Origin of the sequence: Streptomyces sp. NPDC047130, assembly GCF_040643475.1 — a bacterium.
Taxonomy (GTDB): domain Bacteria; phylum Actinomycetota; class Actinomycetes; order Streptomycetales; family Streptomycetaceae; genus Streptomyces.
The window spans coordinates 72,573-89,635 of the sequence record NZ_JBEYUK010000022.1 but is presented as its reverse complement, the minus strand read 5'-3'; the positions used below and the strand labels follow the sequence as shown (position 1 = coordinate 89,635).

At 76.4% G+C, this 17,063-nt stretch carries 18 protein-coding genes and 1 pseudogene; 7 read left to right on the top strand and 12 right to left on the bottom strand.

The features are described 5' to 3' along the window. Positions 1–4 precede the first annotated feature (4 nt). Positions 5–970, bottom strand: coding sequence for a TauD/TfdA family dioxygenase (locus tag ABZ836_RS23630; RefSeq protein ID WP_361145147.1), 966 nt, complete (start codon positions 968–970; stop codon positions 5–7). A gap of 79 nt (positions 971–1,049) precedes the next feature. Further along, entirely contained in the window at positions 1,050–1,562 is a 513-nt protein-coding gene (locus ABZ836_RS23625; RefSeq protein WP_361145144.1) for an N-acetyltransferase, read from the bottom strand. A 96-nt stretch (positions 1,563–1,658) separates the two neighbouring features. Here ABZ836_RS23625 and ABZ836_RS23620 point away from each other — a divergent pair, with 96 nt between their 5' ends. Genes ABZ836_RS23620 through ABZ836_RS23610 form a run of 3 tightly spaced genes read left to right on the top strand, consistent with a single transcriptional unit; the run spans position 1,659 to position 4,356 of the window. Beyond that, positions 1,659–2,816 carry a M20/M25/M40 family metallo-hydrolase gene (locus ABZ836_RS23620; RefSeq protein ID WP_356133037.1) on the top strand — a complete coding sequence of 386 codons (1,158 nt, stop codon included), beginning with the start codon at positions 1,659–1,661 and terminating at the stop codon, positions 2,814–2,816. After that, a complete protein-coding gene (locus ABZ836_RS23615; RefSeq protein WP_361145141.1) occupies positions 2,813–3,961 on the top strand; it encodes an amidase in 1,149 nt (382 codons plus the stop codon). Before ABZ836_RS23620 ends, ABZ836_RS23615 begins: the two co-directional genes overlap by 4 nt. Before the next feature lie 20 nt (positions 3,962–3,981). Continuing rightward, entirely contained in the window at positions 3,982–4,356 is a 375-nt protein-coding gene (locus ABZ836_RS23610; RefSeq protein ID WP_356133041.1) for a VOC family protein, read from the top strand. Between the two features lie 69 nt (positions 4,357–4,425). On the opposite strand, the gene ABZ836_RS23605 is transcribed toward ABZ836_RS23610, so the two are convergent. Beyond that, entirely contained in the window at positions 4,426–5,133 is a 708-nt protein-coding gene (locus tag ABZ836_RS23605) for a TetR/AcrR family transcriptional regulator (RefSeq protein WP_361145138.1), read from the bottom strand. A 204-nt stretch (positions 5,134–5,337) separates the two neighbouring features. On the opposite strand from ABZ836_RS23605, the gene ABZ836_RS23600 reads away from it, so the two are divergent. Then, positions 5,338–5,574 carry a hypothetical protein gene (locus ABZ836_RS23600; protein ID WP_356133045.1) on the top strand — a complete coding sequence of 79 codons (237 nt, stop codon included), beginning with the start codon at positions 5,338–5,340 and terminating at the stop codon, positions 5,572–5,574. Positions 5,575–5,581: 7 nt separating this feature from the next. Here ABZ836_RS23600 and ABZ836_RS23595 read toward each other — a convergent pair whose 3' ends face one another. Together ABZ836_RS23595 and ABZ836_RS23590 are read right to left on the bottom strand one after the other, a co-directional pair. Continuing rightward, positions 5,582–6,133 carry a tetratricopeptide repeat protein gene (locus tag ABZ836_RS23595; RefSeq protein ID WP_361145168.1) on the bottom strand — a complete coding sequence of 184 codons (552 nt, stop codon included), beginning with the start codon at positions 6,131–6,133 and terminating at the stop codon, positions 5,582–5,584. Next, positions 6,131–6,634: pseudogene (locus tag ABZ836_RS23590) on the bottom strand (GNAT family N-acetyltransferase); the annotation flags it as partial. The pseudogene ABZ836_RS23590 and the gene ABZ836_RS23595, both read right to left, overlap by 3 nt. A gap of 152 nt (positions 6,635–6,786) precedes the next feature. Between ABZ836_RS23590 and ABZ836_RS23585 the strand changes: the two are divergent. Beyond that, positions 6,787–8,178, top strand: coding sequence for an alpha/beta hydrolase domain-containing protein (locus tag ABZ836_RS23585; protein ID WP_361145135.1), 1,392 nt, complete (start codon positions 6,787–6,789; stop codon positions 8,176–8,178). A gap of 91 nt (positions 8,179–8,269) precedes the next feature. Here the strand turns inward: ABZ836_RS23585 and ABZ836_RS23580 are convergent, their stop codons facing one another. Beyond that, positions 8,270–8,686, bottom strand: a complete 417-nt coding sequence (locus ABZ836_RS23580; RefSeq protein WP_361145132.1) for a DUF2809 domain-containing protein — start codon at positions 8,684–8,686, stop codon at positions 8,270–8,272. Between the two features lie 168 nt (positions 8,687–8,854). Here ABZ836_RS23580 and ABZ836_RS23575 point away from each other — a divergent pair, with 168 nt between their 5' ends. Then, entirely contained in the window at positions 8,855–9,607 is a 753-nt protein-coding gene (locus ABZ836_RS23575) for an alpha/beta hydrolase (protein ID WP_361145129.1), read from the top strand. Between the two features lie 205 nt (positions 9,608–9,812). On the opposite strand, the gene ABZ836_RS23570 is transcribed toward ABZ836_RS23575, so the two are convergent. The 6 genes from ABZ836_RS23570 to ABZ836_RS23545 form a co-directional block, all read right to left on the bottom strand. After that, positions 9,813–10,766 (bottom strand): hypothetical protein, encoded by a 954-nt coding sequence (locus ABZ836_RS23570; RefSeq protein WP_361145126.1) that lies wholly within the window; start codon positions 10,764–10,766, stop codon positions 9,813–9,815. A 49-nt stretch (positions 10,767–10,815) separates the two neighbouring features. Next, the gene (locus ABZ836_RS23565) at positions 10,816–12,111 is read right to left on the bottom strand and encodes an acyltransferase (RefSeq protein ID WP_361145123.1); all 1,296 of its coding nucleotides are present in this window, start codon (positions 12,109–12,111) and stop codon (positions 10,816–10,818) included. Then, the gene (locus tag ABZ836_RS23560) at positions 12,108–13,250 is read right to left on the bottom strand and encodes an alpha/beta hydrolase (RefSeq protein WP_356133056.1); all 1,143 of its coding nucleotides are present in this window, start codon (positions 13,248–13,250) and stop codon (positions 12,108–12,110) included. Before ABZ836_RS23560 ends, ABZ836_RS23565 begins: the two co-directional genes overlap by 4 nt. A 228-nt stretch (positions 13,251–13,478) precedes the next feature. Beyond that, positions 13,479–14,162, bottom strand: coding sequence for a response regulator transcription factor (locus ABZ836_RS23555; RefSeq protein ID WP_356133057.1), 684 nt, complete (start codon positions 14,160–14,162; stop codon positions 13,479–13,481). Next, the gene (locus ABZ836_RS23550) at positions 14,159–15,580 is read right to left on the bottom strand and encodes a sensor histidine kinase (RefSeq protein WP_361145118.1); all 1,422 of its coding nucleotides are present in this window, start codon (positions 15,578–15,580) and stop codon (positions 14,159–14,161) included. Before ABZ836_RS23550 ends, ABZ836_RS23555 begins: the two co-directional genes overlap by 4 nt. A gap of 141 nt (positions 15,581–15,721) precedes the next feature. Continuing rightward, positions 15,722–16,243 carry a DinB family protein gene (locus tag ABZ836_RS23545; protein ID WP_356133061.1) on the bottom strand — a complete coding sequence of 174 codons (522 nt, stop codon included), beginning with the start codon at positions 16,241–16,243 and terminating at the stop codon, positions 15,722–15,724. A 68-nt stretch (positions 16,244–16,311) separates the two neighbouring features. On the opposite strand from ABZ836_RS23545, the gene ABZ836_RS23540 reads away from it, so the two are divergent. Then, on the top strand, positions 16,312–17,019 hold the full coding sequence (locus ABZ836_RS23540; RefSeq protein ID WP_356133063.1) for a transketolase: 708 nt from the start codon (positions 16,312–16,314) through the stop codon (positions 17,017–17,019). Positions 17,020–17,063 lie beyond the last annotated feature (44 nt).

Genomic DNA, 17,063 nt, shown 5'->3' with positions numbered 1-17,063 from the left:
CCGGTCACCACACGCCCGGGGCGCTTCCGGTGAGCGCCTCGGAGGGGCGGCCGTCCACACCCACCGGCACCTCGCCGGCCAGCATCACCCGGTGCATGATCCGCGGGGCGCCGGAGAGGGTGTGGTCCGAGGGGGCCAGGTGGACGGTGGACCGGTTGTCCCAGAAGGCCACGCTGCCCGGCTCCCAGCGGAACCGGACCGTGTACTCGAGGCGTACCGCCTGCTCCAGCAGCATCTCCAGCACGCGCGCGCCCTCCGCCCGGGACAGCTCCCGGATCCGCTCCAGGTAGTAGCCGTTCACGAACAGGGACCGCTCGCCGGACTCCGGGTGGACCCGCACCAGCGGATGCACGCTCGCCACCTGGCGGTCCAGCAGGTGACGCACGTAGGCGTCCTCGCCCGGGCGGGGCTGGTAGCCCACCCCGAGGCGGTGCTCGGCGCGCAGCCCGTCCACGAAGGCGCGCACCGGGGCGGAGAGACCGGCGTAGGCGGCGGCCAGGTTCGCCCAGGTGGTGTCGCCGCCGTACGGCGGGACCCGCTCCGCGCGCAGGACGGTCGCCGCCGGCGGGTCGACCCGCGCCCCGTGGTCGCAGTGCCAGCCCCGCAGCAGGCTGTGGCGGCGTCGGTCCAGCCACTCGTCGTGGTCCATGCCGAACCTGCCGCCGAGCTCCAGCCGGTCCGCCGTGGTCTCCACCTCCGGGTGGCCGGGCGGGGAGGCGCTGCCGCGCCGGGGGAGCACCACCGGTTCGCCGAACCGCCGAGCCAGCGCCACATGGGCGGCGTGGTCGAGGTCCTGGCCGCGGAAGAACAGCACCTTCCACCGCAGCAGCGCCGCCCGGATCCCGGCGACCGCGGACGCGGAGAGTTCGCCCGCCAGGTCCACCCCCCTCACCTCGGCGCCGATGTGACCGGCCACCGGGGTGATCTCGGGCGTTCCCCGCGAGGCGGCTGCCGTACGTGTCGTCACCATGACCTCAGCCTCGGCCGTGCCGGAAAGGCGGCGCAAGAGGGCCTTCCGGCCCCGGAACCTCGGGGTCGGAGCCGGCCGGTCAGACGCCGAACGCCGCGGCGTAGCGGACAGTGCCCGCGGGCAGGGGGTGCTGCGGGTCGAGGGTGAGGGCCATCAGCGCCTCGTCGGGGACGTCGAAGCCCACCCGGATGCCGTACAGGGAGGCGCGCGAGAAGCCGAAGCGCGGGTAGTACGACGGGTGCCCGAGCACGACCACGTGGTGTTCGCCGCGCCGCCCCGCCGCGGCCAGCGCCGCCCGGACCAGGGCCGCGCCCACCCCCTGGTCCTGATGGCCGGGCAGCACCGCGACCGGCGCCAGCGCGAGCGCCGGGGCCGCGTCGATGTGGCAGCGGGTCAGCACGGTGTGGCCCACGACCGCGCCCCGCCCGTCCTCCGCCACCAGGGCCAGGTCGCCGAACCAGGCTCCGGGGTCGGCGCGCAGCGCCTCCACCAGGTCGGCCTCCTCGGCGGTGGGGAAGGCCGCCAGGTCGACCGTGCGGACGGCCGCCGCGTCCGCCTCCGTCTCCGCGCGGACCAGCCAGGGGTGGGTCATGGGGGTGGGGCCTTCCGTAGTGCCGTCGGGTTGTCGGGATGCCGCCAGGGCAGCGTACGGTGCACGCCAACGACACGGCGAAGGGATTGATGGCGCGTGGACGACGTCCTCGGTCCGGTCGTCGCCCTGGCGGCGGAGCTGGTGCGCACACCCAGCAGGGGCGGCGTCGACGACTACGGTCCGGTGCTGGCCGTCCTGGAACGGTGGCTCACGCGCCGGGAACTGCCCCACCGGCGGCTGCGCGAGGCGGACGGGTCCACGGTGGGGCTGCTGGTGGAGATCCGCGGCGGCCGGCCGGGGCCCTGGTGGACGCTCGACGCCTGCGTGGACACCGCGCCCTTCGGCGACGAGCGGGCCTGGTCGTTCCCGCCGACCGCCGCGGACGTGGTGGACGGATGGCTGCGCGGGCGGGGCGCGGCCGACTCCAAGACCGCGGCCGCCATGTTCTGCCGGCTGGCCGGAGAACTGGCCCCGCGTGCCCAGGAGCTGAGCGGCGGTCTGGCCGTGCTGCTGGACGTGGACGAGCACACCGGGCGCTTCGGCGGGGCCCGGGCCTACCTCGCCGACCCCCGGGCGCCCCGGCCGGCGGGCGTGCTGATCGGCTACCCCGGCATCGAGGACGTCGTGGTGGGCGGCCGGGGGCTGTGGCGTGCCGTGCTCACGGTGCACGCCGTCGCCGGCCACTCCGGGGCGCGACGCGAGGTGGCCGGTGCCGTCTCCCGGGCGGCGCGTCTGGTGCGGTCGCTGGACGAGGCCCCGCTGCCGCGCGACGACTTCCCGGTGCCGCCACGGCTCACCGTGACCGCGATCGGCGGCGGCGAGGGCTTCTCGGTGGTGCCGGACCGCTGCGAGGTCGGCGTCGACGTGCGGACCACCCCCGGCTTCGGCCCCGCCGACGCGGAACGCCTGGTGCGGCGGCTGGTCGGGGAGTTCGACGCCGGCTTCCCGGGCCCGCGGCCCACCGAGGTGACCCCGGTGGCCTCCTGGCCCGCCTACCGGCTGCACCGGGACCGGCAGCCCGCCGCCGCCCTGCTGGACGCCGCCGCGGAGGCCGGACTCGCGGTGCGCGCGAAGGTGGCGGGGCCCTCCAACATCGGCAACCTGCTGGCCGGGGAGGGCGTGCCCGCCACCGCCGGTTTCGGGCTCCCCCACGAAGGGCTGCACGGCACCGACGAGCGGGTCCACCTCGCCGAACTGCCCCGCGTGTACCGCGTGTACCGGCAGGCGGTGCTCCGGCTGCTGGGCGCGGCATGAGCTTCGCCGACGACTACCCGGAGCTGTCCGCCCTGCGTGTCGCCTCGCTGGTGCGCGACGGGCGGGTACGGCCCGGCGAGGTGGTGGCCGCGGCGTTCGCCCGGATCGAGCGGGAGGAGCCGCGCACCCGCGCCTTCACCGAACTCTGGCCGCGCCGCGCCGCCGAGGCCGCGGCGGAGGTGGAGCGGCGGCTGCGGGCCGGCCAGGCGCCGCCCCTGGCCGGGGTGCCGATCGGGGTGAAGGCCACCGAAGGGCTCACCGCCTTCCAGACCGTCCGTCTGGTCGCCGCCGGCTGCGTCCCGGTCGGGGCCACGGCCACCCCCGGCCCCGGCACCCCGTGGAGGACCTGGGGCTCCACACCGCACGGACCGACCCTGAACCCGCACGACCCCGGCCGCAGCCCCGGCGGCTCCTCCGCCGGCTCGGCGGCGGCCGTGGCCCGCGGCATGGTGCCGCTCGCCACCGGGAGCGACGGCGCCGGCTCGGTCCGCGTCCCCGCGGCCTGGTGCTCCGTGATCGGCCTCAAACCCACCAACGGCCGGCTGCCCGCGCGTGACCGGGCGGGCCTCAACACGCCGGGCCCGCTGACCCGTTGCGCCGCGGACGCCGCCGCCGTGCTGGACGTCCTGACCGGCACCGGGGCCTTCGGGGGAGTGACGCCCCCCGCCCGTCCGTGGCGCGCCCTGTGGTCGCCCACCCTCGGCCTCGCGGACACCGACCCGGCGGTGGCCGCGACGGCCCGGGCGGCCCTGGACCGGCTCGCGCGGGCCGGGGCGGTCGACGTCCGGGAGGCCGAGGTGCGGCTTCCCGACCCGGCCCCCTGCTGGACGGCGCTGCGCGGCGGCGACCCGGAGGCCGCCGAGCCGCTCCGCCGGGCGCTGACCCGGGCCGTGGACGACCTGTTCGCCCGCCACGACCTGCTGGCCACCCCGACCACGCCGAACCCGCCGCACGGCCACCAGGGACCCGGCGAGATCCTCAGCGTGGCGCTCACCTGGGCGTTCAACATCACCGGCCACCCCGCCCTCAGCCTGCCCGCGGGCACGACGCCGGCCGGCGACCCGGTGGGGCTCCACCTGGTCGCCCGCCCCGGACGGGAGGCGGATCTGCTGGGCGCCGCCGCGTTCGCCGGACGGCGGGCGTGACGGCATGCAGAATGGGCGCCATGCTGAAGATCGGATCGCTGGTCCTGGGCGTCGACGACCTGCGAAGGGCCCTCGCCTTCTGGACCGAGGCGCTGGGGTACGTACCGCGCGAGGAACCCGACGACGACTGGGCGGTGCTGGTACCCGCGGACGGCGCCCCCGGACCCCAGCTGGCCCTCATGTCGAGCGGCACCCCGGTCCAGCCCCACCCCCGGATCCACCTCGACCTGTACGCCGGCGACGCCGAGGACCAGGCCGCCGAGGTGGAGCGGCTGGTGGCCCTCGGCGCCCGGCGGGCCGACTGGGACCGCTACCCGCAGGACCCCGACTTCGTCGTCCTCGAGGACCCGGACGGCAACCGGTTCTGCGTCATCGACACGTCGCGGGACGACTGACCGGGCGCAGCGGATCGTGGCGTGCGGGGGCGGTCACCACGTTCCCGTGGCGCGGGCCGGAACCGGCCGTCAGGGGGCGGCCGGTCCGAGAATCCGGTCCAGGTGGTACGTCAGCACCGCCTCGGCCTCGGCGAGCCGCCGCCGGCCGTGCAGCACGTCGATGCCCAGACCGGTGGCCCCCGCCATCAGCAGGTCCGCCTCGTGGGCCGGGTCCGTGCCCGGCGCCGTGCGGCCCGCGGCCCGTGCCGCCTCCAGCAGGGAGGCGACCAGCTCCTCCAGCGGGTGCTCACCGGGCAGGAACACCGCCGCGAGGGCGGGGTCGGTGAGGCTGCGCGCGTAGTACGCGTTCAGCACGCGCAGCGCGAAGGCCCGTTCCGGGTCGACGGGCAGGAACTCGTGCAGCACGGCGGTCACCAGGGCCCGCGGATCGGCGGTGCCCGAGGGGATCCGCCGCCGGGCCAGCCGCTCGTTCCGCGCGTGCAGCCTGCGCAGCGCGTCCACCAGCAGGGCGGGCTTGGAGGGGTACTGGTACTGCACCATCCGCAGCGACATCCCCGCCGTGTCCGCGATCCGGCGCATGGACGCGGCGTCCAGCCCATGCTCCGCCGCGATCCGCCAGACCGCCTCGGCGACGCGCTGCCGCTTCGCCGACCGGGCCTCGGCCCGCGACACCGCCGGAGCCGCCGCGGGCTCCGTGGCCGCCGCCCTGCGCAGCCGGTAGGCCCTGGCCCGGCAGCCGCGCGAACAGTACAGGGCGGGCCGCCCGCGCCCGGTCACCGTGACGGGAGCGCGGCAGACCTCACAGGGGCGTAGCTCCCCGTCCCGCTTCTCTTCCCGCTTTTCGTCACGCTTTTCGTCACGCACGGCCGGCGCTGCCTCCGGGGAAGGATGTGTGACGAAAGGCCTTCCGTCATGGCTTTCGTCCGCTGTCTCATGGATACGTTCGTAACGTACAGGACATGAGTGACGAGGAGGGACCCGGTGAAGTACGACCTTCTGCAGGTCGCGGGCATGGTGATGACGGTCGTCGGAGGCCAGGGGCTCGTCAGGCTCCTGGTGGACCACCAGGACCTGGGAGTCATGGGCGGGCTCCCCGGCGGTTTCGCCCCGGCGCTCGCCGCCCACGCCGTGCTCACGACGGCCGGGATCCTGCTGACCGGCCTGGCCCACGCGCGCGCCAAGGCGCTCGGCCGCCGCGGCCGGACCGGGGCGCCCTGAGGGCGGATCAGGTCCCCGGAGGCCCGACCGTGGCATCCAGGTCGCCCGCGTAGAAGGCGAGCGCCCGCCGGTAGGCCCGCACCGAGGGGTCCTCGCTGGTGGCGGCCAGGAGCCGGAGCAGCAGGGCCGTCGACTCGTGGTGCTCCCCGGTGTTGTACAGCGCCATGGCGAGGAAGGCGCCCAGCGCGCCGTCGTCCGGGAACTCCCCGATGCCCTGGCGCAGGGTGCGGACGGCGTCGGCGTACCGTCCGAGCACCCGGTAGGTGCTGCCCAGGCCCAGGAGCGCGCCGCGCCGGTCCTCGCCGGGCAGACCGGGCAGGGCGACGGCCCGCTCGTAGAAGGGCACGGCCTCCGCCTCCAGGCCCAGAACGTCGTGCGCCCAGGCGGTCTGGTACGCCACCCGGGCGTCGCCGGGGAACTCGGCGGCCAGGGCGAGCAGCAGCGGCCGCGCCTTCTCCGGCTCGCCCGCCTCGCGCAGCCCGACCGCCTCCGCGAGACGGGAGGCGGCCCACGTCCCCGTGACGACCGCCTCCGCGGCGACCGCTCCCGCGGTGGACACCGCCTTGCGCATCGCGACCCGGGGCCACCGGTCCAGCCCGTGCGCCGCCTCCTGCCGCCGGACCTCCCGCAGCCCGGGGCCCCGGTCCCGCTCGGGGAGCACGGTGAAGCCGAGGCGCGCGTAGTAGGGGGCGTTCCACGGCACCTCGGCGTAGGTCGTCAGGGTCAGCGCGGTCACGCCCTCGGCGGCCGCGTACCGCTCCAGATGCTCGACGAGGGCCCGGCCGATGCCGCGGCGGGCGCTGTCGGGACGGACGGTGACCTGCTCGATGTGGAGCGCGCCGTCCAGGTGGTCGGCCACCAGGTAGGCGACGGGCACGTCCGCCGCGTCCACGGCCACCCAGGCGAGCCCGGCCGTCCGGTACCGGTCGAGACGGTCCAGGGGCAGCGGCTCGTCCTCCGCCACGGACCGCATGCCGGCCTCGGCGAACCAGCGCCCGGCGGCGCGCTCGATGTCCTGCAGCAGGGGGAGTTCGTCCGGGCGGACGGGTCTGATCGTCACCGCGCGATTCTCCTCGAAGAGGCGTGGCGGCTCCACCGGCTTTCCGGGCGCGGCCGGTGATTCCGCCGATGTCCCCCGGAGCCCGCCCGGTCCATCCTGGGCGGGCGGGCGTCCGGCCCGCACAGGACGGACCGGAGAGGAGCCGGACGCGGATGAGCGCACGGCGCAGAACGTCGCGGATCCTGGTGGCCGCGCTGGTGGTGGCCGCGCTGGCCGGGGTGCCGGCCCAGGCGGCCCCGCAGGCGGAGGGGGAGGCGGCCACCGCGGGGGCGGGGACGCCGTCCGTCCGGGTCATCCCCGGCACCGTCCCCGGTGACCCCGCGGCCCCCGACGTCGAGGACACCTACCCGTGGATGTCCACCGTCACGGACCTGGCCTCCGCCGGCTACGTCGAGGAGGAGTTCGAGCTCTCCGGCGAGGCCGACGCCTACAGCACCACCGGCGAACTCCTCGCCGAGGACGTGCCCTACCGCACCCGGATGATCGTCCGCCGCCCCGCGCGGCAGCAGGACTTCAACGGGACGGTCCTCACCGAGTGGCAGAACGTCACCGCCGGGTACGACCTGGACGCGCTGTGGAACCCGGACCAGATCCTGCGCGAGGGCTACGCCTGGGTCGGCGTCTCCGCCCAGCGCGTCGGCGTCGACCAGCTCCGCGGCTGGAGCCCCGCCCGGTACGGCGGCCTGGACGTCACCGGCGGCGGCCGGTTCACCACCGACCAGCTGTCCTACGACGTCTTCGCGCAGGCCGCCCGCGCCCTGGACGGCCGGGCGGGCCGGACGGATCCGCTGGGACCGCTGCGCGCCAGGACCGTGCTCGGCGTGGGCGCCTCCCAGTCCGCGATGCGGATGACCGTCTACCACGACCACGTCCTGCCGCGCACCGCACCGGTCTTCGACGGCTTCGCCTTCGTCGTGGGCAACGCGCCGACCCGCAAGGGCGCCGAACCGGTCTTCCAGATCCTCTCCGAGACCGACGTCCGTACTCCCGCCCGCCGGGCCGACGACGACCGGTTCCGCCGCTGGGAGGTGGCCGGCAGCGCCCACTCCGGCTGCAGCGGCCAGGAGTACCGCCGCCCCGTGCTCACCCGCGACCTCGGCGCCGCGCCCGCCTACCGGTGCGAGCGGCCCCCGTTCAGCCGCGTCCCGCTGCACCACGTGATCGCCGCGGCCTACGGACACCTGACCCGGTGGGCCGAGCGGGGCGTGCTCCCGCCGTCCGCGCCGCCGCTGGAGTTCGCCCCCGACGGCACCAAGGCCCGCGACGCGCTGGGGCTGGCGCGCGGCGGCATCCGGCTCTCGCAGGTGGAGGCGCCCACCGCCCTGAACACCGGTGACAACGCGGGCGAGACCTTCTGCTTCCTCTTCGGACGCCACGAGCCGTTCGGCGAGGAGCGGCTGGCCGAGCTGTACCCGACGCACGGCGGCTACGTCGCCGGCGTGGCCCGCACCGACGCCCGCAACGTCCGCGCCGGCTACCTCCTCGCGGGCGACGCCCGCGACAACCTCCGCGAGGCGGCCACCTCCGGGGTCGGCCGCCGCTGACCCCTCCCGAAACCGCCCCGTGGGCCGGAGGCCGAGGCTCGACTCCGGCCCACGGGGCTTCCACGCGGGGTACGGCCCCGGGTTCAGGGCGTCACGGCCGCCGGGCGACGACCACCGCGGCCCACCCCACCGCGGCGCCCACGGCGTACCAGAACAGGTCGGGCGCGTGGAAGGTCGACCCGAGCACCAGCCGGGCGAGCACGCTGCGCCCCGAGAGCTCGGCGGGGACACCGGTGAGCTGGAAGAACTCCACCGCCCAACTCGCCGCCAGCGCCACCGAGGCGGCCCGCGCCGCGGACGACGCGGGCGCCGCCACCAGGTACAGCACCATCACCATCAGCGTGTACAACGCCACGCCCCCGTACTTGGCGACGTCGCCCCCGGCCACGGCCCGCAGGCCCAGCCCCGCGCAGACGACCACCACCGCCGCGCCGGCCGCCAGGAGGCGGGAGCGTGTCCGACGGGTCGTCACGCGGTCGTCGGGCGGGCACGGCGCGGTCGAGGTCACCGGGCCATCATGCCCGCACGCCGGGACCGGACCGGCCCGCCCCCGATTCCGGAGCGGGCACGGCTCTTCTCAAGCGCGCACCCGCACCGGACAATGGCGGAGTTACCGGCCCTGCCGGTCATTTCGGGCCGCCCCCGTGCGGCCGGGACCCAGGAGAGGACACACGGCGTGGCACACGAGGAGTACGGCGACGGACCCCACACGGTCATCGCCCTGCACGGCTGGCTCGGCTCGGCGGCGGCATGGCGGCCGCTGCACCGGCATCTCGACGGCGCCGCGTTCCGCTACGTCTTCCCCGACTACCGCGGCTACGGGTCGCGGCTGGAGGAGACCGGCGCGTACACGCTCGCCGAGGCGTCGGCCGACGTGCTGGCGCTGGCCGACCGGCTCGGCGTGGAGCGGTTCTCGCTGCTCGGGCACTCGATGGGCGGCACGGTCATGCAGCGGGTGCTGGCCGACGCGCCGCACCGGGTGCGCGCCATGGCCGGCGTCTCCCCGGTGCCGGCCGCCGGGGTGCCGTTCGACGAGCAGGCCTGGGCGCTCTTCTCCGGCGCGGCCGACGAACCCGCCAACCGGCGGGCCATCGTGGACCTCACCACCGGCGGCCGGCTGACCGGGGTCTGGCTGGACGCCGTTGTCGGGCACTCGGTGCGCAACTCCACCCGCGCCGCCGTGGCCGGATACCTCGAGGCATGGGCGAACACCGACTTCCACACCGAGATCAAGGGCAGCGAGGTGGCCGTCAAGGCGATCGTCGGCGAGCACGACCCGGCGCTCGGAGCGGGGGTCATGGAGGCCACCTTCCGGCAGTGGTACCCGCGTTGCGAGGTCGAGGTACTGGCCAACGCCGGGCACTACGCCATGGACGAGACGCCCGTCGCGCTCGCGACCTCGGTGGAACGGTTCCTGACACAGTGGTGAGGGCGCGCCCGGCCCGAGTACGCGCGCCCCCGCGGACGCGTGTCCGGCCGGGCGCGCGGGGCCCGCCCGCCGGTGCGGAGTCGCGGCATGAACACAGCAGTCCCGTCTTCGCCGCCCCCGGTTCGCCCGGCCGGAACGCGCGACCGCACCCGGGCACGGCGCCCGGGCGCCGCCCGTCACGCGGACACGGCTCCCGCGCCGCCGGTCACGCGGGCGCGGCGCCGGCGTCCGTCTCCCCGGGGCCGTCGTGGCTCTCGAACCGGTGCTCGTGGCGGTGCCGGGCGGTGGAGAAGGGGTGCAGCGGGTCGGTGAGGACGCGGTACACGAACTCCGCGGTCGTACAGGCGAACCGCTGCCACGAACCGGGGGTGTCGCCCCGGGCCAGGACGGGCCACCGGTCGGGGTCGGAGTCCTCGGTGAGCCAGAAGAACTCCGCGTCCGCCTCGAACATCCCCCACTGCAGCAGCCCGCCGGGCGCCGGGTGGACGGCGTACGGCTCCCACAGGTCTCCGCCGCCCCGCCCGGCCCACCCGCCCAGCCACCGCGCGCTGCGGACGACGTCTCCCTCGGCGTCACCCGCGCCGGGCACCAGAAGGTGGAGGAGACCGTCGAAGGCGCCGTGCCCGAAGGTCTCGGCGAGCCGCCGGTAGTCGCCGGGGAGCGGGGTCGCGAGCCGGGCCTCCACCGTCGGCCAGTCGATCGCGCGAGCACGCTCGGTGTCCCACCGGGTGACGGCGACGACCCGGTCCACCCAGGACGTCACCCCCGCCAGGTCCACCAGCGGGTCGTCCCGCTCCGCGACGACCACGACGGTGCGCACACCGCCGTCGAGGCGGGCGGCGCCGCAGCCGATCCACCGGCCCGCGTCCGTCCACGCCCGCATCTCCACGATGCGCTCGCCGAACGGCGCCAGCAGGGGGAGCCCGGTCCGGTCGGTCGCCCACGGGTCGGCGTACCCGCCCATCGCGAGACTGCGGGACCGCCCGAACCGGGCGGTGAGCGCCTCGTAGAGCGCCCGCCGCAGCGCCGGAAGGCCGCTCCCGCCCGCCACCAGGCAGGTGTGGCCCGCGGGATGCCCGGCCACCTCGCACCGCAGACCCCCCGCGTCCGTCCGGGTGAGGCGGTCGACGGCGGAGAGGAGCGCTTCGCGTTGATCCATGCCGGCAGTGAAGCGGACACGACCGACAACCCAGGGGCGCATCACGCGGTCAGCCCGCGAGACCGAGGGCGAAGACCGCGAAACCCGCCGCGAGGACGCCGGCCGCAGCGCGCGGCCACACCGCACCGCGGCCGGTGGGCCACGGCGCCTCGAACCGGCGCGCGTACCGCGCGATCGCCACCAGGAGCATGGCGAACACCGGCAGCCAGAGCAGCCGCGCCGCGATCCACGGCAGGGAGTCGGGCGCCTCCGTCAGGCCCGGGACCGTGCCCAGGACGGAGCGCGCGAGTGATCCCGAGGCCGCCACCGTGAACATCGCGGTCTGGTGCCAGCAGAGGATCGTCATCGCGGACAGGTTGATCACGACCACCGGAGCCCAGACCGCGGGCCGCCGCAGGACGCGTCCGATGCGGTCGCGGAGCAGGATCGCCGCACCGCTCTGCGCCGCCGCGAGCGCCAGGACCAGCAGCGACGGCGGGTGCGAGTTGGTGCGGGACTCCCCGGGGACGCCCACCATGGACGCCGGGTAGTCGAAGACGAGCAGGAGCGTCGCGAACAGCGCCGCGCCGCCGATCAGGAGCACCCGGGCGTGACGCTCGGTCAGCCGGTTCCCGCCCCAGCAGACGCCCAGCTGGTAGGCGAACATCCAGCCCGGCAGGATGTTCAGGACGCTCAGCCAGGACGGCACGGCCTCCGCGTACGGGCCGTAGCGCAGGAGGTCGACGACGGCGACCGTGGCCGCAAGCGGGAGCGCGGCCCAGGCGCCCAGGCGTTCCGCGGCGCGGACGCAGTACGGCGTGAGCGCGGTGATCAACGTGTACACGCCGACGAACCAGAGGGGCTGGATCACCAGCGTCGAGCCGGTCCGCAGCGTCGTGACCGGCACGCCGAGGACGTACAGCAGCGGGACCAGCGCGCCCCACACGGCGGTCACGCCGAGCACCGGCCTGCCCAGCCGGGCCACCCGGCCGCGCAGCCACGCGCCCCGGGAGCGTCCGCGCTCCAGCGACCGGCGGTAGGAGACGACCGAGGCGTAGCCGCCCACCAGGAAGAAGACGCCGAGCATCTGCAGCACCCAGCTCGCCGGCGCCAGGAAACCGAACGCCGAGAGCGGGCTGGCGTTGCGCAGGGCGCCGTCCGGGTCGTGCGTGAAGCCGCCGAGCAGCCAGTGGCCCGTCGGCACGGCGAGCAGCGCCAGGGCGCGCAGACCGTCGACCGCGCGGTCCCGGTGGGCGGGCGTGCGGGCCTCGACGGCGGCGGCCGCCCGGGCCGCCCTGCCCCGCAGGCCGGCGGGTGCGGTGCGCGACGTGTCCGACGGCGCCGACGGGGTGGGGAACGTCGTCATGCCGCCACCCCCAGGGCGATCCGGGCGAAGGCCCGCAGCGAGTCCGTGCCGGGCGCGAAGTAACCGGTGTGGCCGACGGCCAGGTCGGCGGGCACCGGTCGCGCGCCGAAGGCCGGGTCGGCCGGGTCGGCGCCGTGGCCGAGGCCCAGGAACTCGACGTGAGGCACGTCGTCGATCCAGTCCCCGGGGGCCTTCGCCGCCCACACCCGCGCCCCCGTCCGCAGCTCCGCGACGGTGTCGGCGCGCATGCCGGGCGACCCGGCGACGACCAGGTCGGCCGCGGGCATCCGGTGCGCCGCCAGCCCGCAGACCACGGATCCGTAGCTGTGGCAGAACACGGCGGGCCGCGGCGAGCCGGAGGCCACCAGGCCCCGCACGAACCGCGCCAGGCGGGGCGCGCCCGCCTCCGCCAGACGGCCGGTGGCGGCGTCGGGCCCGAGCCCCACCGGCGTGGTGTACCCGGCCCAGGCGACGACGGCGGTGCGCGGCCCGGTGGCGGCGTGCAGGGCGCCGGCCATGCCGGCGGGCGTGCCGTACCGGTCGCCGGCCCGGTCGAAGGAGTCCAGATCGATGTCGGAGCCCGGCACGATCACGGCGACGTTCTCGGCGCGGTCCAGATCGCCGAACACCTCGGCCACCTGGCCGCGTCCGCGCGGGTCGAAGGCGAGGATCCGGCGCCCGTCCCGCTCCCCGCCGAGCAGCCGCGCGCAGCGCTCGGCGCGGGCACGCGCCGCCTCCCGCTCCCGCGGGCCGGCCGCCGGGTCCTGGGCAAGGGCCAGTTGCCGGTCCCGTTCCCGCGCCAGGGCCAGGGCGTTCGCCTCGTACCGCAGCGACAGCGGAGCGCCGTCGAGATTGCCCACCACCAGGGCGTGCCGGCGGACGAGTGCCCGCCGCCGCTCGTCGTCGAGACCGGCGAAGAACGCGGCCACCTCGGCGGGCGTCGCCGTCGCCGGATCGGGCAGCGGCACCGGGCCGCCTTCGGCACGCCAGGCGGCGGCGCCCGGGACGGTGCCGGTGACCGCCCGCTGCTCGGTGCCGGCCGCCCACCCGGTGGTGCCGGCCACCACCGCGGCCGTGATCACGGCCGCGACCAGCGTCCTCCTGCCGCGCCTCTTCCACACCTCGGCCCGTGGCCCCATGACCCGTCCCCCTGTCCCGTCCGTTCCGCGTGATGACGGAGGGAAGGTAGGAAGGGGTCCTGCCGCGGGGCGTCACACCGGGGAGCCAAGTCGGGCGTCGTACCAGGGTCTGCCGGGGCGGCGCGGATGCTACCCGGGTAGGGGGTGGGCCGACCGCCGACCGCCGACCGCCGACCGCCGACCGCGGGGGCGGGACGCGGCCGCGTCGCGACCGCCCGGTGTCCGCCGTCAGGCGGTGTCGCCCGGCGCGACCAGCCCCGACTCGTAGGCGAAGATCACCGCCTGGGCCCGGTCCCGCAGGTCCAGCTTGGCGAGCACCCGCCCCACATGGGTCTTGACGGTCTGTTCGGCGAGGACCAGCCGCCCCGCGATCTCCTGGTTGGAGAGCCCGCGGGCCATCAGCTCCAGGACCTCGGTCTCCCGCGGCGTCAGCCCGTTGAGGCGCAGTGAAGGCTTCCCGCGGGACGGGGCGGGGCGCTGCCGCGCGAAGTCCGCGATGAGGCGGCGCGTCACCGACGGGGCGAGGAGGGCGTCGCCGGAGGCCACCACCCGGACCGCGGAGATCAGGTCGGCGGGCGGCGCGTCCTTCAGCAGGAAGCCGGAGGCCCCCGCGCGCAGCGCCTCGTAGACGTAGTCGTCGATGTCGAAGGTGGTCAGCATCAGGACCCTCGGCCGGTGGACGATACCCGGCGGGGGATCGAGCAGCTCCCGGGCCGCCGTGAGTCCGTCCATCTCCGGCATCCGCACGTCCATCAGCACGACGTCGGGGTGGGCCGACCGGCTGACCTCGACGCCCTCTCGCCCGTTCGCCGCCTCGCCGACCACGTCGATGTCGGCCTGTGCGGCGAGCAGGGCGGCGAAGCCCGCCCGGACCATGGCCTGGTCGTCGACGATGATCACACGGATGGTCACGAGGAGCCCTTCGGGAGGTCGCGGGGGTTGCCGGGATCGCCGGGATCGCCGGGGTCGCCGGGGTCCTGGGGTGCGTCCCGGTCGTCGGGTCCGCCCGGGTCGCCGGGTCCGTCGGCGGGGTCGGGACCCAGCGGGATACGGGCCGCGACGCGGAACCCGCCGTCGGGCAGCGGTCCCACGTCGAGCGTGCCGCCGGTGAGACGCACCCGCTCGCGCATCCCGACCAGGCCGTGGCCGGTGCCGCCGTGCTCGAGCGGCGTCACCGCCTCGGCGGCGGGGCCGTTGACGACCAGCACCGTCAGGTCGGTGCTGTCCCCGCGCACCGACACCGTGGTCGGCGCCCCGGGCGCGTGCCGCACCACGTTGGAGAGGGCCTCCTGCACGATGCGGTAGGCCGACAGGCCCACCGCCTGCCCCACCTCGCCCACGTCCGCGGCGAGGGACAACCGGGCGGGTACCCCGGCCCGCACGGTGGCCTCGACGAGCTGCTGCAGCTTCTCGAGGCCCGGCTGCGGGGCCCGTTCGCCCCCGGACTCCTCGTTGCGGAGGACGACGAGCAGGCGCCGCATCTCCGCGAGCGACTCACGCGCCGCCGCGGCGATGCTGCCGAACTCCTCCACCGCCTCGGGCGGCAGCCCCTGGACACGGTACGGAGCCGAGTCCGCCTGCACGGTGATCACCGACATGTGGTGCGCCACCACGTCGTGCAACTCCCGCGCTATCCGCGCCCGTTCCTCGAGCAGTGTGCGCCGGGCGCGCTCGGCCTCGCTGATCGTCTCCTGCTCGGCCAGCCGTTGCCGCGCCTCGCCGCGGGACCGCAGGGCGTAGGTGAGGACCAGCGTGACGCCACTGAGCACGAACAGCAGGAGGTGTATCCCGCCGCCCAGCTCCCGCCTCACGCCCTCGAACGCCAGCCCGGCCGCGCCGGTGGCCAGCCAGACGGCGGTCAGGGTCCGGCGCGACTCACGGAGCGCGAGCAGCACCATCAGCAGCGGGTAGCCCACCACGACCATGGGCGTCCAGGGCCAGGGGCGGCCCTCGGTGCCGGGCGCCGCCATCAGCGCGAGGGCGCCCAGGACGTCCGCGGTGAAGATCACCCACCAGGCCGGCAGCGGCCGGGTCAGGGCGAGGAGCAGCGGCGCGGTCTGCGCCGTGGCGAGCGCGCCCGCGGTCATGCCGTTCACCCCGTAGTCCTGGACCAGGACGGTGACCGTGACGGGCAGCAGGGACGCCACGAACGCGAGGGCCACCAGGTACGGCACGGCACGGACCCACTGCCGGCGGGCCCCGGAGAGCGGAGGCGCACCGGGGGCGGAGGGGGTGACGAGTGCCTGCCCGAACTCCCGGAGACCCTCGCGCAGCGCGCGCCACCAGCCTTCCCCGGGCGGGGGTTGCGGGGAGAGCGGTCGCGATTCCATGGGGTGATCAGGGTAGGCGGACCGGGGGAGAGGTGTCACCTCCACCACCGCGGCCGGGCGGGGGCTCCGCGGCCGGGCCCGGCGGGCGCCCTGCCGTCGGGGGACGCCGGCCCCGTGCCCCGCCGGATCGCCGCTCCGCCGCTACTCCCCGGTCGCCCCGTCGGCCAGTTCCCGCACGACGTCCAGGTGCCCGACGTGCCGGGCGTACTCCTGCAGCACGTGGAAGGCGATCCACGACAGGGTGGGCGTGGGAGCCGTGGTGAACCGGCCGCCGAGCGCGCCCCGCGCCTCCAGCGGATGCGCGGCGAGGATCTCCCGGGTGCGCTCCCCGCCCGCGTGCAGCCGTGCGACCAGTTCCCCGGCCGTCACGCCCTCCGCAACCGCCCAGCGCCCGCCGTCCCGACCGCCCTCGTGATCGCCCCAGGGGTCCTCCACGGGCTCGGCGAGGAACCCCCAGACGAACCACCGCCGCTCCATGTGCACCAGATGGGCGAGCAGTTCGAGCGGCGTCCAGCCGGAGGGCAGCACGGAGGACCGCAGCCGCTCCTCGGGGAGGCCGTCGAGCTTCCGCGCCGCGGCGGCGCGGTAGTAGTCGAGGTACGCGACGAACTGGGCGGACGGGTCGGGGGTGTCGAGCCGGGGCTCGGCGTCGGAGACGGCCATGCCGCCACGCTACGACATCGCGCCGCCGCGCTTGACCTCAACCTTGCTCGAGGTCGCACGCTCGTCCCATGACCACCACGACCGCACACGCGCACCGCCGCACCTACGCCGACCTGCCCCGCCTGATGGGCCTGATGACCGGGGACGAGAAGCACGGCCCTGCCGCCACCTCCACCCTGGACGTCCTGTGGGTGCTCTACGACCGCGTCCTGCGGGTCTCGCCCGAACGGGCCGAGGACCCCGACCGGGACCGGTTCCTGCTCTCCAAGGGCCACGGCCCGATGGCCTACTACGCGGTCCTCGCCGCCAAGGGCTTCCTCCCCGAGGAGTGGCTACCCGGCTTCGGCGCGTACGACTCGCCGCTGGGCCACCACCCCGACCGCACCCTGCTGCCCGGCGTCGAGATCGGCAGCGGATCGCTCGGCCACGGCCTGCCCATCGCCGTCGGGGAGGCCCTGGGCCTGCGCGCCCAGGGACTGACCGGCCCGGCCGTCTGGGCGCTGATCGGCGACGCCGAACTCGACGAGGGCAGCAACCACGAGGCCGTCGCCTTCGCGGGCCCCGCGGCCCTGGACCGGCTGCACGTGGTCGTCGTCGACAACGCCTCGGCCAGCCACGCCCGACCCGGCGGCATCGCCGCCCGCTTCGAGGCGGCCGGCTGGTCCGTGACCACGGCGGACGGCCACGACCACGAGGCGCTCCACGCGGCCCTCACGCGGCCCCACCCCGGCCGTCCGCACGCCGTCGTGGCGCGCGTGCGGCCCCGCGACGCCTGACAACCCATCCGCACGCACGCGGCGGACGCACGCGGCGGACGCAC

What these genes read in the sequence shown, in the direction of transcription:
- ABZ836_RS23630 (WP_361145147.1), bottom strand. Translation starts at nt 970, where the DNA reads ATGGTGACGACACGTACGGCAGCCGCCTCGCGGGGAACGCCCGAGATC.
- ABZ836_RS23625 (WP_361145144.1), bottom strand. Translation starts at nt 1,562, where the DNA reads ATGACCCACCCCTGGCTGGTCCGCGCGGAGACGGAGGCGGACGCGGCG.
- ABZ836_RS23615 (WP_361145141.1), top strand. Translation starts at nt 2,813, where the DNA reads ATGAGCTTCGCCGACGACTACCCGGAGCTGTCCGCCCTGCGTGTCGCC.
- ABZ836_RS23610 (WP_356133041.1), top strand. Translation starts at nt 3,982, where the DNA reads ATGCTGAAGATCGGATCGCTGGTCCTGGGCGTCGACGACCTGCGAAGG.
- ABZ836_RS23585 (WP_361145135.1), top strand. Translation starts at nt 6,787, where the DNA reads ATGAGCGCACGGCGCAGAACGTCGCGGATCCTGGTGGCCGCGCTGGTG.
- ABZ836_RS23570 (WP_361145126.1), bottom strand. Translation starts at nt 10,766, where the DNA reads ATGGATCAACGCGAAGCGCTCCTCTCCGCCGTCGACCGCCTCACCCGG.
- ABZ836_RS23565 (WP_361145123.1), bottom strand. Translation starts at nt 12,111, where the DNA reads ATGACGACGTTCCCCACCCCGTCGGCGCCGTCGGACACGTCGCGCACC.
- ABZ836_RS23560 (WP_356133056.1), bottom strand. Translation starts at nt 13,250, where the DNA reads ATGGGGCCACGGGCCGAGGTGTGGAAGAGGCGCGGCAGGAGGACGCTG.
- ABZ836_RS23550 (WP_361145118.1), bottom strand. Translation starts at nt 15,580, where the DNA reads ATGGAATCGCGACCGCTCTCCCCGCAACCCCCGCCCGGGGAAGGCTGG.
- ABZ836_RS23545 (WP_356133061.1), bottom strand. Translation starts at nt 16,243, where the DNA reads ATGGCCGTCTCCGACGCCGAGCCCCGGCTCGACACCCCCGACCCGTCC.
- ABZ836_RS23540 (WP_356133063.1), top strand. Translation starts at nt 16,312, where the DNA reads ATGACCACCACGACCGCACACGCGCACCGCCGCACCTACGCCGACCTG.